14 protein-coding genes and 1 riboswitch are annotated in these 15350 nt (G+C 51.2%); of the genes, 1 reads left to right on the top strand and 13 read right to left on the bottom strand.

All coding sequences use genetic code 11. From position 1 onward, the window contains the following. Positions 1–12 precede the first annotated feature (12 nt). The gene (locus NSQ73_RS03750; RefSeq protein WP_039307242.1) at positions 13–267 is read right to left on the bottom strand and encodes a YuzB family protein; all 255 of its coding nucleotides are present in this window, start codon (positions 265–267) and stop codon (positions 13–15) included. Positions 268–349: 82 nt separating this feature from the next. Here NSQ73_RS03750 and NSQ73_RS03745 point away from each other — a divergent pair, with 82 nt between their 5' ends. Then, positions 350–598 (top strand): NifU family protein, encoded by a 249-nt coding sequence (locus NSQ73_RS03745; protein ID WP_039307240.1) that lies wholly within the window; start codon positions 350–352, stop codon positions 596–598. 202 nt (positions 599–800) lie between these two features. Here NSQ73_RS03745 and NSQ73_RS03740 read toward each other — a convergent pair whose 3' ends face one another. The 12 genes from NSQ73_RS03740 to NSQ73_RS03685 form a co-directional block, all read right to left on the bottom strand. Continuing rightward, positions 801–1679, bottom strand: a complete 879-nt coding sequence (locus tag NSQ73_RS03740; protein ID WP_171720119.1) for a MetQ/NlpA family ABC transporter substrate-binding protein — start codon at positions 1677–1679, stop codon at positions 801–803. A gap of 57 nt (positions 1680–1736) precedes the next feature. Further along, complete coding sequence (locus tag NSQ73_RS03735) at positions 1737–2405, bottom strand: methionine ABC transporter permease (RefSeq protein WP_340985430.1); 669 nt, start codon at positions 2403–2405, stop codon at positions 1737–1739. Continuing rightward, entirely contained in the window at positions 2405–3421 is a 1017-nt protein-coding gene (locus NSQ73_RS03730) for a methionine ABC transporter ATP-binding protein (protein WP_042139824.1), read from the bottom strand. Before NSQ73_RS03730 ends, NSQ73_RS03735 begins: the two co-directional genes overlap by 1 nt. Positions 3422–3519: 98 nt before the next feature. After that, positions 3520–3655: riboswitch (SAM riboswitch) on the bottom strand. A 91-nt stretch (positions 3656–3746) separates the two neighbouring features. Beyond that, a complete protein-coding gene (locus NSQ73_RS03725) occupies positions 3747–4493 on the bottom strand; it encodes a Cthe_2314 family HEPN domain-containing protein (protein WP_340985429.1) in 747 nt (248 codons plus the stop codon). Positions 4494–4520: 27 nt separating this feature from the next. After that, positions 4521–6293, bottom strand: a complete 1773-nt coding sequence (locus NSQ73_RS03720) for a UbiD family decarboxylase (RefSeq protein WP_340985428.1) — start codon at positions 6291–6293, stop codon at positions 4521–4523. Between the two features lie 56 nt (positions 6294–6349). Beyond that, positions 6350–7282, bottom strand: coding sequence for a COX15/CtaA family protein (locus tag NSQ73_RS03715; protein ID WP_336100894.1), 933 nt, complete (start codon positions 7280–7282; stop codon positions 6350–6352). A gap of 113 nt (positions 7283–7395) precedes the next feature. Then, the gene (locus NSQ73_RS03710) at positions 7396–7740 is read right to left on the bottom strand and encodes a thioredoxin family protein (RefSeq protein ID WP_039307230.1); all 345 of its coding nucleotides are present in this window, start codon (positions 7738–7740) and stop codon (positions 7396–7398) included. 115 nt (positions 7741–7855) lie between these two features. Then, positions 7856–9484, bottom strand: coding sequence for a putative polysaccharide biosynthesis protein (locus NSQ73_RS03705; protein ID WP_340985427.1), 1629 nt, complete (start codon positions 9482–9484; stop codon positions 7856–7858). A gap of 26 nt (positions 9485–9510) precedes the next feature. Continuing rightward, positions 9511–9996, bottom strand: a complete 486-nt coding sequence (locus NSQ73_RS03700; RefSeq protein WP_039307226.1) for a DUF456 domain-containing protein — start codon at positions 9994–9996, stop codon at positions 9511–9513. A 148-nt stretch (positions 9997–10144) separates the two neighbouring features. Then, the gene (locus NSQ73_RS03695) at positions 10145–10924 is read right to left on the bottom strand and encodes a Cof-type HAD-IIB family hydrolase (RefSeq protein ID WP_340989183.1); all 780 of its coding nucleotides are present in this window, start codon (positions 10922–10924) and stop codon (positions 10145–10147) included. Between the two features lie 75 nt (positions 10925–10999). Continuing rightward, complete coding sequence (locus NSQ73_RS03690; protein WP_340985426.1) at positions 11000–13138, bottom strand: peptidoglycan D,D-transpeptidase FtsI family protein; 2139 nt, start codon at positions 13136–13138, stop codon at positions 11000–11002. Positions 13139–13229: 91 nt separating this feature from the next. Then, positions 13230–15311 carry a peptidoglycan D,D-transpeptidase FtsI family protein gene (locus NSQ73_RS03685; protein WP_340985425.1) on the bottom strand — a complete coding sequence of 694 codons (2082 nt, stop codon included), beginning with the start codon at positions 15309–15311 and terminating at the stop codon, positions 13230–13232. Positions 15312–15350 lie beyond the last annotated feature (39 nt).

The following is a 15350-nucleotide window of genomic DNA, read 5'->3' as shown; positions in this document are numbered from 1 at the left end:
ACGGCTGCGGGTTTAGTCGATTTCAAGGCTATCCCATGCCTCAGCCTCTTTAATGGCTGCCTCAATCGCCTCTTCAAGTCCGTCGGCGGATTCGGCTTCAATAATCTCCCCGTCGACCATGGCGAAGGGCTGCAGATAACATTGTCCGCAGTTGTTCAGACAGCCGTACTCCACCACATCGTATTCGGGGTTTTGCTCCAGCTTATTTTTGAGCTTTTCTGTACCATGTCCGATATTACTGGCACAAAATTCTATAATTGGTCTCATGATGATCTCCCTATTCTGCGCTAACCATTTTATTTTTTAACTTTTTGTACTATAATAAACATACGAAAGGAGTGATTGAGAAATGAGTGAGAATGTACAAAGTGCAACCATGTACGATGAAGTATTGGAAGTGCTCGATAAACTTCGTCCGTTCCTGCAGCGCGATGGCGGTGACGTCGAACTGATCGATGTAGAAGACGGCATCGTTAAGTTGAAGCTTATGGGTGCCTGCGGCAGTTGCCCAAGCTCCACGATCACGCTGAAAGCCGGGATCGAACGCGCTCTTGTTGAAGAAGTAGAAGGCGTGGAAGAAGTTATTCAAGTATTCTAATCCCGTATCATAGATCATCCCGGCCTCCGTTGAGAAGGCCGGGATTTTTTTTATTATAGTGGATTTCACAGGCAGGATCAACCCGCCGCGTTCCCGGTAAACTTACCCATCCCTCCCAAAGGCCAGAAATGCCCTGTCAACCGTTCCCGGCTGACAGGGCATTTCTGGTCTTCTCTTTAGTTGTTCAGCTTAAGCTTTAGGCTTAGAATGCAGGGATAATTGCACCTTCATATTTCTCTTCGATGAAGGCTTTGGCTTCAGCAGAGTTCAGGGCCGCAGCCAGCTTCTGGATCGCATCGGAATCTTTGTTGTCCGGACGGGCTACCAGCAGGTTGGCGTAAGGGGAATCTGCTCCCTCGATGAACAAAGCATCCTTGGTTGGAACCAGGCCGGCTTCCAGCGCATAGTTGGTGTTAATCAGCGCCAGATCTACCTCGTCCAGCTGACGCGGCAGCATTGCTGCATCCAGCTCAATGATTTCAAGCTTCTTAGTGTTCTCAGTGATATCAGCTTTGGTGGAAGTGATGTTGGTGTCATCCTTCAGTTTGATCAGACCGTTCTTAGCCAGCAGGATCAATGCGCGTCCGCCGTTGGTGGCATCATTCGGGATAGCAACCTTGGCACCGTCAGCCAGTTCGCTGATCGCTTTGATCTTTTTGGAATACGCGCCGAAAGGCTCAACGTGAACCGCGGTTACAGATACAAGATCCGTGCCGTTCTTGGCATTCTGGTCATCCAGGTAAGGCTTGTGCTGGAAGAAGTTCGCATCCAGCCCCTTCTCGGCAAGCTGTGTATTAGGAAGGATATAGTCCGTGAATTCTTTGATCTCAAGCGTAATGCCTTGTGCTTCAAGCAGCGGAGCAATAGCTTTCAGAATTTCCGCATGCGGTACAGGAGAAGCTCCAATGACCAGGGTTACCGGTTCTGCAGCAGGTTCAGTGGTCGGTTCTGCAGCAGCAGCTTCCGTTGGCGCCGTTGTAGCCGCAGAGTTTGCCGCGTTATTCGCAGCGTTATTGTTGCCGCAAGCTGCAAGCACCAATATCATGGTCAAGCTGAAGAATGTGAGCAGTACTTTTTTCATCTGTAAATCCCCCTCTAATCAATAATTTGTATGAATAAGGCTCTATATGGACATACCTTATTTCCGTGTAAAATGTCTTACCAGCCGGTCACCGGCCATTTGCAGCAGCTGCACCAGAATAACCATCAGGGTCACCGAGATAATCATGACTTCCTTCTCATAACGGTAATAGCCGTAACGGATCGCCAGGTCACCCAGACCGCCGCCGCCTATCATCCCCGACATTGCGGTATACGAGACGAGGGTAACAATCGTAATCGTAACACCGGCCAGCAGACCCGGACGAGCCTCCGGCAGCAACACACGCATTACAATCTGTCCCGTGGATGCTCCCATACCCTGCGCCGCTTCGATGATCCCACGGTCAACCTCCCGCAGTGCGGTCTCTACCAGTCTGGCGAAGAATGGAGCCGCGCCGATCACCAACGCCGGAATCGTTCCAAGTACGCCTATCGAGGTACCCATAATCGACTTGCTGAACGGAATCAGGGCAACCATCAGAATAATAAAGGGAACCGAACGCAGAATATTTACGACGAATGATAATACCGAGTAAACAACCCTGATAATAGTGTTATTAGACTTGCCCCATAAATATAACACAATTCCGAGTGGTAAACCAAGGATAATTGTGAATATTCCTGAAAAAGCTAACATTTTTAATGTTGCGACCGTGGCATCAAGCATTTCTTCCCAGTTAATCGCGCTAAAATCCATTCCGCCCATTAAGAAATCACCTCCACATCAAGGCCTTCAGCCGCAAGCTCGGAAAGTGTTGCTTCCACGGCTTCGGATGGCCCTTCAAACCGGACGATCAGCTGACCATACGGGACGTCCTTGATAGTAGAAATGGTTCCCTGCAGAATGGCGAAGTTAACTCCGGTTCCCTGAGCCACATGGGAAAGTGTCGATTCGTACGTCTTTTGCCCGAGAAAAGTAATTTTGACCGCCTTAGTATATCCGGCATGTACAGCATCAATCGCTTGCCGCAGCGGTCCGTCTGCCTGAGTTTCACTGCGGATGAATTCTTTCGTAACCTCATGCCTCGGTTTCAGAAAAACCTGGGCAACGTCGCCCTGCTCCACAATCCCGCCCCCATGAATGACAGCCACCCGGTCGCAAATGCTCTGAATAACGTGCATCTCATGCGTAATCAGCACAATCGTCAAGTGAAATTTCCGGTTAATATCCAGCAGCAGGCGCAGTATTGAGTCCGTTGTCTGCGGATCCAGCGCTGAAGTCGCTTCATCGCACAGCAGAACATCAGGATCGCTCGCCAGAGCACGGGCTATTCCGACCCGCTGTTTCTGGCCTCCGGACAGCTGAGCCGGATATTTGTTCCGGTGCTCCTCAAGTCCGACTAGAGCCAGCAGATCCTGAACCTTCCGCTCAATCTCCGTCTTGGAGGTTCCGGCCAGCCGCAGCGGAAAGGCGATATTGTCATAGACGGTTGCGGAGGAGAGCAGATTGAAATGCTGAAAGATCATCCCGATCTTGCGCCGCTGCTCCTGCAGCTGTCCCTGGCTGAGTGCGGTCAATTCCACCCCATCCACCCATACTTCACCCTCGCTCGGACGTTCCAGCAGATTAATGCAGCGGATCAGCGTGCTTTTGCCGGCACCGGAGTGGCCGATCACACCGAATATCTCCCCCTTCTTAATCGACAGGCTTAATCCGGAAAGCGCCGTTGCGGCCTTGCTTCCTTTACCGTATACTTTCGTTAAATCTTTCAGCTCTATCAATCGCCCCGTCCTCCTTCTTCCATGCAATTTACAACAAAAAAGACCTCTTACGATCCGTGCAGATCGGAAGAGGCCGTGTGTGTGAAGTAAACAATGCCGTCTCATCTGCCAAGACCGCAAACTTAGCGGCATTGTAGGAATTAGCACCATGACATTTGCAGCCAGCAGCTAAGCTGTGTACAAATCGGTTGCCGGGCTTCATCGGGCCTATCCCTCCGCCGCTCTCGATAAGATTATAGTATGAAGTTATATATGCCGTTTCATGTTAGAAGTAAATACTTGCATAAGTATATTAAGTTTCCGGTTCTTTGTCAAAGGTAAGTTTTTACGGCTGTCCGTGCTCTGAACGCTGGCTGGATGCAGCTTTATTCTTGTGCCACTGCTCATTGCTGTACCTGAAGGCAGCCGATAAAGATTTGCACACCATCTCCAGGCTCTGCCTCAAATCCTCCAGATGACTGTCAAGATCCTCCAGTTGGATTTTGTCATGCAGCCCCTGATGGCGTTGCCAGAGATCATCCGTCATCTCAGCGTTCATGTAGTGAATCTCGGCATTGCGCCGTTTGCGCAGATTCTCCACCGGTTCGCGGTAAGAGTTCCTGATCTTCTCCAGCTCATTGGCCAGAGCGTTGTGCGCATGAAGCAGCTGAAATTGGCGAAGCACTGTGAAGTAAGAGAAATGCGCTTTGACTTTACCTGTATTCAGATCATACAGACTGTTCAGAACCGTACCCAGCTTGTCCAGCAGGGAGAACACCCGGATGAAGCCGTCCTTATAAAAATACACATACCTGGCGTACTCTCCCTGTTCCGTGGGCGACATATCATCCATATAACCGGCAACCACCGACTTCCGGTAAAAGGCGGCGGCGAACCAGCTCTGCTCCAGCTCGTCCAGCGATGAGATCAGACCGCGTGTCCATATCTCCAGCTTGCGGTATTCATGGTCACGGTCTTGATGTGTGTTCATCTCCTTGCGCAGCATGGAGGCGACCTTCGCCATGTTGTCCATGGCTTCGGCCAGTACCCCGCTGTTCTCGCGGGGCGGCTCTCCCAGTAATGTCCGCAGCATATTTGTCCTCCTCAGAATACTTAAGATCTATACAAGAGGGAAATAACGGTTCCAGTTCCGGTTCACCAGTTCAACCGTGTCCTCATGCGGAACCAGCTCCTCCGGGTACCCCGGCTTCATCCGGGCATCTATTACAATCGGCAGGGAATAGCTGATTGCGTTACGCAGTGCATGGGTCTCCGCATAAATATCATCCGCCGGATTAAACCGGGTGAACACTGTCCACAGGAAGGAGGTTTGTGTGCGCACCGCTTCAGCGGCATCGTCCACCAGAACAATCAGCGGCCAGGCTGTGCCCTTCTCCTTGAAGGAAGCGGCCAGCCTGACGGGAAGCTCAGGGTCTTCTATATAGGATGCTCCGGAAACGGCTAAACATCCGCCGCAATAGGGCACGGCGCCGGTGATTGCTGGAAGGTGACCCTCCGTATAGGTTCTGGGCAGCTCACGGATCGGGTTGCCGGTGCCCATCATCACAGCCTTACTGCCATGATTCAGCTTACGGCCGGTATAGTCAAGGGTATCCATGGAGGTGTTAGCGAAGATCACCAGATCCGATGCCGGATTAAAGCGTTCAAGCACGGTTTCCAGCAGTTTAGGGAAATCCGTAAGCTCAACCGGTTCATTCGTCAGGAGCAGGAATTTCGTTAAGGAGAGCTGGCCTTCCCCCAGAATACGGAAAGCCGAAGCCAGTCCCTCACGCGGATAGCTCTCCCTGACAACAGCCGAAGCCAAGGCGTTCGAGCCGGATTCGGAGTACGCCCACAGAGCTTTCACTGAAGGCATCATTAGCGGATAGGCCGGAGCCAGCAGCCGCTGCAGATAATCCTTCAGATAATAATCCTCCTGGCGGGGTTTGCCGGTAATCGTGGCCGGAAATATCGCGTCCTTGCGGTGCCACATCCGCTGCACATGCATCACGGGAAAATCATGCTGCAGCGAATAATAGCCGGATTGACTGCCATATGGACCTTCCGGTCTCCGCTCAAACGGAGACACCCGCCCGCGGATGGAGAATTCAGCTTCTGAAGGAATGCGGTGACCGCCCAGGGGGTCCTGCACCATAGGGAGCTTCCCGCCCAGCATAAGGGATGCCAGCATCAATTCCGGAAGCCGCTCTGAAACCGGGGCAACAGCAGCCGCAATCAGGGCAGGAGGCCCGCCGATAAAGACAGAGACCGGAAGGGTCTCCCCCAGCAGCTCAGCCTGGCGGTGATGGAAGCCGCCCCCTTTATGGATTTGCCAATGAATGCCGGTCGTGCTGTCATCATGAATCTGGACCCGGTACATCCCGAGATTATGGTCTTTGGGGTTGGTTATGCTCTCTGTATAGACCAGAGGAAGGGTGATGAACGGCCCTCCATCCTTAGGCCAGCTGGTAATTCGGGGTAATTCCTGTAGCGGATTACTGCTGCGGCAGATGCCTAGGACCGGCGCTTCACCTTGTGGTATATTCTTGGTTCCTGCTCGGATCAGGTCAAGCAGCAGGCCCTTTTCTCTCCATAGTCCGGCAGCTGATGGCGGAATCATCGTTTCCATAGCTGCCGTCATGGATTTCACTAACTGCTCCGGGCGGGTCCCGAAGGCCTTGTTCACCCGGCGGACAGTACCGAACAGATTGGTTGCAACCGGGAACGGCGTTCCTTGTACATTTGTAAACAGCAGCGCCGGGCCGTCCTCACCGGCCACCCGGCGGTGAATCTCGGCCAGCTCCAGATGCGGATCAACCGGAGTATCAATCACAGCAAGATCCTTGTCTCTGCGGAGCTGTTCGATCCATTGTCGCAAATTACCGTATCCCACTAAGCGTTCCTCCTCGAACCGGGCCGAACCTTGTCCCCATGCCCTTAACGGTAATCTTATTGCTTCTTGTCCGTTCCGCTTAACTGCCAGACACGGACACTCATATAACATAGAACCCCAAACAAGCCGGCAATCAGCAAAATATGCGATAACGCGGTAAATATGTACAGTCGTTCATTATACAGCGTATGAACCACAGCAGCCCCACTGAATACCTGCATCAGGCAGAGCAGCACTGCGGCAACACCCAGAGCCCTCAGCTCCGGCAGCTCTTTGTATCTCCAGAAAGCCAGATGTCCCAGAATAGCAGTCAGCAGGAACAGCAGCGCTGCTGCAACCCGGTGTATGAATACAATGCCCACCCCGCCAGACAGCTCCGGAATCCATTCCCCATTGCACAGCGGCCAGCCTGAACAGCCCCCCTGTGAATCGGTATGACTTACATAAGCTCCAATATACACGACCATATAAGAATATAACGCAGTAAACCAGGTTAAGTTACGGAAGCCCCTGCTAACTTTCGGTTCTGCAGTGCTATTCTCTTCCCCAGAAAGGTAGCTCCGTCTGGCTCCAAGCGCAAGCATCAGTGAGCTGGCGAACGCAATCAGCGAGAATCCCATATGTAGAGCCATCACTGCAGCAGACTGCGACTTGATTACCGCAAGCGCTCCCATTCCGCCTTGCACCACTACGAATATAAGGGTTAACAAGGCATAGGTAAGCAGATCCCTGCGCTTACGGGCGTAACGCCAGAACGCAAACATCGAAGCCAGTGACATTAGACCCGCAAGTCCGCTGAACAGGCGATGGGTATATTCAATCAGGGAGCCTACGGTATAAGCCGGTATCAGCTTTCCGTGACACAGCGGCCATTCATTCCCGCATTCCAGCCCCGAACCCGTCTTGGTAACCACCGCTCCGCCGAGCAGCGCCAGAAACATAACGAGGCAGGTTATATAGCTAAGCCATTTTAATTGAAGGGTCGTCAATGTTATCACCCGCATTTTTATAGGAATGAATTAGTATAATGATTGCGCCCGCAGACCATTCTAGAAAAAAAACACCGCTTCTGCTCGGGTAGGGCGAAAGCGGTGCTGCTTCATTACTTGTGGATACTAAGGTAAACATCCAGCGCCGTATTCAGGAAATTCTCAATTTCCTCACGGGACTTACGAAGCTTATTCACGAATCGGACCAGCTCCCGTCCATCGGTATAAGCGACAAAGCTCGGAATGCCCAGAATATTCTGTTCCTGGCTGACGTCGCCTACTGCATCGACATCCACTTCAACGAGTGTAAGGCGGTCACTATATTTCTGTTCCACATCCGGCATGAACGGATCAATGAATTTGCAATCCGAGCACCAATCCGCCTTGAATACCGCCACCGTTAAGCGCGGAGATTGTATTGACACCTGAAACTCAGCAGGAGAACTAATTTTGTCCATCTATTATCCATCCTTTCTCATCTAACCGTTACCCATGATTCTCTTCTCTTTAAGTGAAGCAAAATGTACGGAATAAGTCAAATAAAAAAGACAAAATAAGACAATGATCACAGCTTTATTCGTTTGCACGCACGTGCGCCGGCTGCAGCTTCATTAAAGGATTCAGCAGTTTGCGCAGCGGACGCGGGTAACCAGCGATTTCCTTGCTGCTCAGTACACCCAGAACAATCAACAGCACCAAGTAAATGATAACCACGGCAGCTCCAACGACCAGACATGTAATCAGGAATGCCAGTCTTGCCGGCATCAGATGAGTCAGCATAATCCCCGCTTCATTGAGGCCATAACCGATTCCGGCCGATGCGAGTACAGCGATTGAGAATCCGCCCCAGCGTTTGCCGAGAATTTCGAAGGGAATGATCTTTTTGAGCATCCGCAGATTAAGCAGCGTAATGACAATGAAGCACAGGGCCGTAGAGCCGATGATGCCATAAATGCCGAACAGCTGGCTGAACAGGAAGTTGGAAGCGAACTTCACAATAATCCCGGCAAGCACGTAATACATCGAAATCCGTGATTTGCCCATCCCGAGCAGAATAGAGTTCGTAGTCATCATAGTGATTTGAAAAATAGTGCCCAGCGTCAGCATCGCTACAATCCCGCTGCCGTCCAGACTGCTGAAGATCAGTCCATTGACAGAATATGCCGCCACAACGAGAGAGAGTACAATCGGTGTGCCGGTAAGAATAGAGATACGCATGGCAAGGGTAACCTGGCGTTTCAGATGCTGTTCATCTTTGCGGGCGTACGCCGCTGAAATAATCGGAATGAGCGACGTACTAAGCGCGATGGAGAGCACCGGCGGAATACCCGCTATACTCTGTGCACGGCTGCCGAAGATCCCCAGAGCCCGGGTAGCTTCCTCCATTCCGATCCGTCCGCTGAGCAGCGGAACAATAAAGGAAGTATCGATAAAGTTCACAACAGGTACTGTGATCGAAGATAATACAATTGGAATGGACAGCTTGAAAATATCTTTATAAATTCCAAGTAACGGAAGGCGTGCCTCATTCGATTCATAAAGAGCAATCTGCTCCTCGCTGCGGCGCATCTTCATCGCGTAATACAGCATGACACCGAAAGCGCCGACGCTCCCGAGCACACTGCCGAAAGAAGCGCCTGCAGCCATCCATGTGTTGCTGTAGCCTTGACGCAGCAGAATAAAAGCCAGCAGAATTGCCGTAGATACCCGGGCAATCTGCTCAATAATCTGTGAGATACCTCCGGCCATCATATTATTGCGCCCCTGGAAATAACCGCGCATCATCGCGATTGCGGGGAACAGCAGCAGCGCCGGGGCAATCGCCCGGATTGCCAGCGTACTCTCAGGAACCTTGGTGTACTCCGCATAATACGGAGCGGCTATGTACAGTATTGTACTCATTACAACACCTACAACAGCTGCAAAAATAAGGGCGGCACGATATACCTGCTGCGCTTCATGCGGACGGTTCAGAGCATAACGCTCTGATACCATTTTGCTCAGCGTGCTGGGTATTCCGGCGGTCGCCAGCGGAAGAAGCAGGAGATACACATTGTTAGCCTGTGTAAAGGATGCATTCCCGATATCATTGAATAGATGTTCCAGCGGAACCCGCTGGGCAAGTCCAAGGATGCGGGCCACAAGTGCGGCCGCAGCCAGAATAAGCGTGCCTTTAACAAAAGATTCTTTCTTGGTGGACAAGCTGTTTCGCCTTCTTCACAATAAATTTAATACCGTCCGATCCAGATAAAGAAGAGGACGACCATAACAATCTGCAAAATGATCTTGACTACGGTACTGCTGAACAGCCCCAGCAAGGAGCCGAAGCTGACCTTGACCGCCTTGCCGGGCTTCGAGCCGGCAATCAGTTCACCGGCAAAGGCCCCGAGGAACGGGCCGATCAGCAGACCAAAAGCCGGAATGAGAAAGGGGCCAATAATCAAGCCGATCGTGCTGCCGATGACGGATGCCCGTGAGCCGCCGAACTTTTTGACTCCCCAGGCCCCGACCACATAATCGGCAACGAACAGGACCACTACAATCAGTGTCTGGATAATCCAGAACCAGGCGCCGAAGGAGTGGAAGGAAAAGAACCAGCCGTATACGAAGAAGGCCAGATAAATCGCCAGCGCGCCCGGCAGGATTGGATATACCGCTCCTGCCAGCCCTACTGCAAACAAAGCAATGATCAGAATCCAACCCAGGATCGTCAATTCCTTCAACTCCTCAAGTTTTGATAGCAATAAAAGAACTCCAAAAGGTGTCGCTCGTAACTGCGGTGAATGTTTGAGCTTCCGGCCGCTGTTGCCCCCAGATTTCTTGATCTATACCGCTATTCGCGGTGGAAATCCGGTTACAAGCCTAAGCCTGCTTAGAAATTCTACCGGCCGAGGTACCAGCCTCCGTAAGAATATACTTCTCGATCACTTCCGCGATCCCGTCATCATTGTTCGTAGCCACAACAGCATCGGCTTCCTGCTTAACGGTCTCCTGGGCATTGCCCATCGCTACGCCGAATCCGGCCTGCTGAATGGCCGCCAGATCATTTAGACTGTCGCCGACGGCTACAACCTGGGACATGTTAATGCCAAGCAGCTTGCAGACTTCCAGAATGCCGGATGCCTTGTTGACGCCAAGCGGATTAATCTCCAGATTGAACGGCGAGGAATTGGTGATCTCCAGCCCGCCCAGCTCCTGCAGACGCATCAGCAGCTTATGGCGGATATCATTATCCTCAGTAGAATAACCGAATTTCAGCCATTCCCTGCTGTCAATTTCGCCGTCCCAGGTGTCGCGGTTATATACTTCATCCACGGAATAGGCCCAGAACCAGATATCGAATTCTTCGGCAATCTTATGCATCTGTTTGACCAGTTCCACATCCATCAGGGACCGGCGGTACAGTTCTCCCGGTGCGCGCCATACTTCACTTCCGTTTACCATAATCATTGGGGTCTCCAGGCCAAGCTGCACGGCATAAGGCATCGCACTCCGGGACGAACGTCCGGTAGACAGGCAGACATGTACGCCGGCATTCATCGCTTTTTTGATCCATTCCACCGTTTTGGGGGTAATTTTCTGTTCATCATTCAGTAGGGTTCCATCCATATCCAATGCAAGCAGGCGGTATTTGGCAATCATTTGCCACCCCTCCATTCTTGTATGTCTCCCGGTCGGGAGCAGCTGTGTATTTGTCAATCAGGCTACGGCGGTTCGTCAGTTTGTTCCTGTCGTTCCGGCAGTTCCTGCCGCATTATCTGCTCCTTCCGAAGTAGTTTCAGCATCTCCGTTGGCCGGATCTGCATTTTTCACATTTTTCTTCGGGTTGCCATCCAGGCCGTACTCCCAGTCATACGCATCAAATATTTTACGCGCGACCGGCGCGGCACTGTTGGAACCAAACCCGCCTTCAGGGATGACCACAGCAACTGCTAACTTAGGATTATTACGCGGGGCAAAAGCAATAAATACCCCGTTATCACGCAATTCACCTTTCCCCAGCTGCTGGGAGGTACCTGTCTTACGGGCAAAATCATAAGGGAAATCCGTAAATGCAGTAACCTTACTGTTCATGCCCTGTTTGATTTCTCTCCAGAAGGACGGGTCAAAGGTAGTTACTTCATCCAGCACCTCGCGCTCAAACTTTTTGACCACATTGCCTTCAGAGTCGGTGATCTTGCTGACCAGCTGCGGCTTGATGCGCACACCTTCATTGGCAAGCGTGGAAGCATACTGTGCCAGCTGCAGCACCGTATAACGGCCCTGCTGCCCGAAGGAGGCATAGACCAGTGCGGCTTGCGCACTGCCCGCTGCCTTGATATCGGTGTAGTTAATCTGTCCCAGATACTCATTGGGAAGCCCGCTCTGTGTGGAGACACCGAGGCCGAACTCCTTCATATACTTATCCCAAACTTCAATCCCCTTGCCCTTATATTGCTCATAAAGCTTCTTGCCGACCATATCCACCATGAATACGTTGGAGGAATCCTCAATCGCTTTGGCCGGGTCCATCGAACCGTAGACATGTCCGGAGGAATTGCGTACGGAGGATTTGTCATCCTTACCGAAATAAGCGATCCCTTTATCATTGTACCGGTAAGAGGTGCTGAAGAATCCTTCGTTCAAGCCCACAAGCACACTCAGCGGCTTAATGGTTGACCCCAGCAATACGGTTGAACCGAATCCATGGCCCGACATCCCCGAAGAATACGGAGTAATCGTCCCATTCTGATAGTTACCCATAATTTTATTCCAAGTATCGGAATCCAGCTTCTCCGCCGTCCAGACATTGGTATCATAATCCGGCATACTGGCCATGGCAACAATATTGCCTGTATCCACTTCCATAGCTACGGCATAACCCGTGAGTGCATCGGGGTGGGTTTTGCCCTGAACGGCATGACTGTGCAGCCAGCTGATCTGCTCCGTAATGGCCTCTTCCGTCTTGAGCTGGACGTTCTTATTAATCGTCATCCAGACATCATTACCCTTGACCGGCGGCACAACCTCTTCAACCTTCTCGGCCATATTCTGCGGATTCACTGAAATGACCTGATAACCATTCTTGCCGCGCAGCTCCCGCTGATATTGCAGCTCCAGACCGTCAAAGCCGACAAACTCATCATCTTTATAGTTCAGGCCGGGATCGGCATCGATCTTCTTCATTGCGTTCTGTATGTTCTTATAGATATTAAGTGTACTGGACGATTTGAAGGGCTTGATATACCCGACTGTCTGCACAGCAACTGTGTCCTTGTCATAATGCCGCACGCCTTCTTCAACAATCTCAAGACCGGGGAACTCGCTTTTATGCTCCATGAAATAAGCAACTTCCTGGGTGGTAAGACCGGACTTGATCTTGCGTGCCATATAACCCGAATATTTTTTGAAATATAAATCCAATGAAGTAATTACATTATTCACCGTCAGCTTCTCGCCGTCCGGATCACCATGTTTATCGAATTCCTCGACCAGCCGGGTTGCCAGCGCATAGGCGTTAGCTCTAGATTCCGGCTTCAGTGCACTGATTCCGGTCTCCTTATCCACGGCTTTGGCCGTATATTCCTTCGTCAGGGTGATATACAGCGATTGAACGGAGGTCGAATAGGCAATTTCTTCTCCTCCGGCTGCGCGAATCGCACCACGGATGGACGCGAGCGGTACACTTTTGGTATCACGGCTGGTCTCCACCTCGGTCAGCTTAGGTCCTTCCACAAACTGCACAACAGCCAGACGGATAATAATTACGCAAAAGATTACAAACGTGCTGAAGAAAAACACGTTGAGCCGCAGGCCAAGCGAACTCTTGCTGTCCTTCTCGTCCGGGGGAGAGGCCTGCTTTCGGAAAACACTCACAGTTTTTCACTCCTCTACATCTCAAGTGGAAACGGCTTGGCTGCCCTTGATAAGGACAGCACCGTTTCAGCGGGAAAATAATATAAACCTCTTAGTTCACAGTTGACTCTTGTTTCTCCGCTACTGGCGGAAGATTTTTTTTGGGGACTCCATCGAGCCCGTATTCTGAGTCATAGGCTTCAAATATTTTGCGGGCCACCGGTGCAGCACTGTTCGATCCAAAGCCGCCTTCCGGAATGATCACCGCTACAGCAAGCTTGGGATGCTCGCGCGGAGCATAAGCAATGAAGACTCCGTTGTCACGGACCGCACCGTACGCATCCATTTCAGAGGTCCCTGTCTTGCGGGCAAAGTCATACGGGAATCCGTCAAACACCTTAACTGACGTGTTCATCCCCTGCTTGATTTCCTTCCAGTAAGAAGGATCAAACGTAATTTTGTCCAGCACTTCCCGTCCGAATTCCTTAACCGTATGGCCTTCGGCATCAGTAATCCTGCTGACCAGCTGCGGCTTGATCCGTTCCCCTTCATTGGCAAGCGTCGCTGTATACTGGGCAAGCTGCAGTGCGGTATATTTACCTTTCTGACCGAAGGAGGCAAAGACTAACGCCGCCTGGACAGAACCCGCTTGCTTCGTGTTGATATAATCGGCAACTCCGGCACTCTCACCCGGCAGTCCGCTTTGTGTCGACACCCCAAGTCCGAAGGCCTTCATATACTTGTCCCATACCGCGATTCCTTCACCCTGATACTTCTTATAGAGCGCATTGCCGACCCAGTCTACCATAAAAGCATTGGATGACTCCTGGATCGCCTTGGCCGGATCAAGCGGCCCCAGGACGTGACCGGAGGAATTGCTCACTGAGGAACTGTCATCTTTGCCGAAATACGCGATTCCCTTGTCCGTATACGTATCGGTGGTGGTGAATAAGCCTTCATTGAGACCAATTAACACACTTAACGGTTTGATTGTGGAACCCAGGAAAATCAAGGACTTCAGGCCATTCCCTGAGACACCGGAGGTATTCTGGTTAATCGTGCCATTCTGGTTATTATTCTTAATCTTATCGTACACTTCCGGCAGCAGCTTCTCGGCATTCCAGACATTCGTATCATAGTCCGGCATGCTGGCCATGGCTACTACATTACCTGTATCCACTTCCATCGCAACCGCATACCCGGTTAGAGCATCCGGATGATACTTACCCTGTACCGGATTGGTATGCAGCCAGCGGATCTGATCCATAATCGCCTGCTCTGTCTTCATTTGCACGCTTTTATTGATCGTCATCCAGATATCGTTGCCCTTGACAGGCGGAACCGATGCAATGACTTCCTCAGCCATGTTCTGCGGATTAACGGAGAGGGTCTGATAACCGTTCTTGCCTCTAAGCTCGCGCTGATATTGCTGTTCGAGACCATAGATACCGACAAATTCATCTTCCCTGTAAGTCAGGCCGGGATCAGCACCCGTTTGTTTCATGGCATTACGGATATTCTTGTATATATTATAGTCCTCTGTAGAACGGAACAGCTTCATATAACCTACCGTCTGAACTGCCACTGTATCCTTGTCATAATGGCGGACGCTTTCTTCCACAACAGCTACCCCAGGATAGCTTTCCTTGTTCTCCATCAAATGAGCGATTTCCTTCACTGTCAGTCCCGTCTTAATTTTGCGCGGGACATAACCAAGCGATTTCTTATAATCAAGATCCAGCAGAGCAAGGATATCCTCCTGCGAGAGTTTTTTGGCGGAAGGATCACCATATTCATTAAAAACTGACGTGAGCCGCGCCACCAGTGACTTCGTCCTTGCCTTGGCTTGAGCAGTGAAGTCGTATACTCCGGTGTCCTTATTCTTGACTTTGGCTGTATATTCTTTGGTTAAAGTGATATATAACGACTGAATGGATGTGGAATAGGCAAGTTTCTCACCGCCGGCAGCATGAATAATTCCCCGGATCGCCGCAAGCGGCACATCCTTGGTCTCCCGGCTGGCCTCGACCTCAGTAAGCTCAGGACTCTCCACAAACTGCAGCCCTGCAAGGCGGATAATAATGATGCAGAAAATAAAAAAAGTGCCGAAGAAAAACAGATTTATGCGTAAACTCAGGTAGTTTCGGGCAGAACCTCCATCCGGGCGGGAGCCCGGCTTACCGAACCATCTCACAGCATGTCCTCTCCTTGTATGTTATGCAAAACCGTGTAT

This window comes from Paenibacillus sp. FSL R10-2736, from assembly GCF_038000245.1.
GTDB classification, from domain to species: domain Bacteria; phylum Bacillota; class Bacilli; order Paenibacillales; family Paenibacillaceae; genus Paenibacillus_AQ; species Paenibacillus_AQ phytohabitans.
This window is presented reverse-complemented; position numbering and strand designations above follow the sequence as displayed.

What these genes read in the sequence shown, in the direction of transcription:
- NSQ73_RS03750 (WP_039307242.1), bottom strand. Translation starts at nt 267, where the DNA reads ATGAGACCAATTATAGAATTTTGTGCCAGTAATATCGGACATGGTACA.
- NSQ73_RS03745 (WP_039307240.1), top strand. Translation starts at nt 350, where the DNA reads ATGAGTGAGAATGTACAAAGTGCAACCATGTACGATGAAGTATTGGAA.
- NSQ73_RS03740 (WP_171720119.1), bottom strand. Translation starts at nt 1,679, where the DNA reads ATGAAAAAAGTACTGCTCACATTCTTCAGCTTGACCATGATATTGGTG.
- NSQ73_RS03735 (WP_340985430.1), bottom strand. Translation starts at nt 2,405, where the DNA reads ATGGGCGGAATGGATTTTAGCGCGATTAACTGGGAAGAAATGCTTGAT.
- NSQ73_RS03725 (WP_340985429.1), bottom strand. Translation starts at nt 4,493, where the DNA reads ATGCTGCGGACATTACTGGGAGAGCCGCCCCGCGAGAACAGCGGGGTA.
- NSQ73_RS03710 (WP_039307230.1), bottom strand. Translation starts at nt 7,740, where the DNA reads ATGGACAAAATTAGTTCTCCTGCTGAGTTTCAGGTGTCAATACAATCT.
- NSQ73_RS03695 (WP_340989183.1), bottom strand. Translation starts at nt 10,924, where the DNA reads ATGATTGCCAAATACCGCCTGCTTGCATTGGATATGGATGGAACCCTA.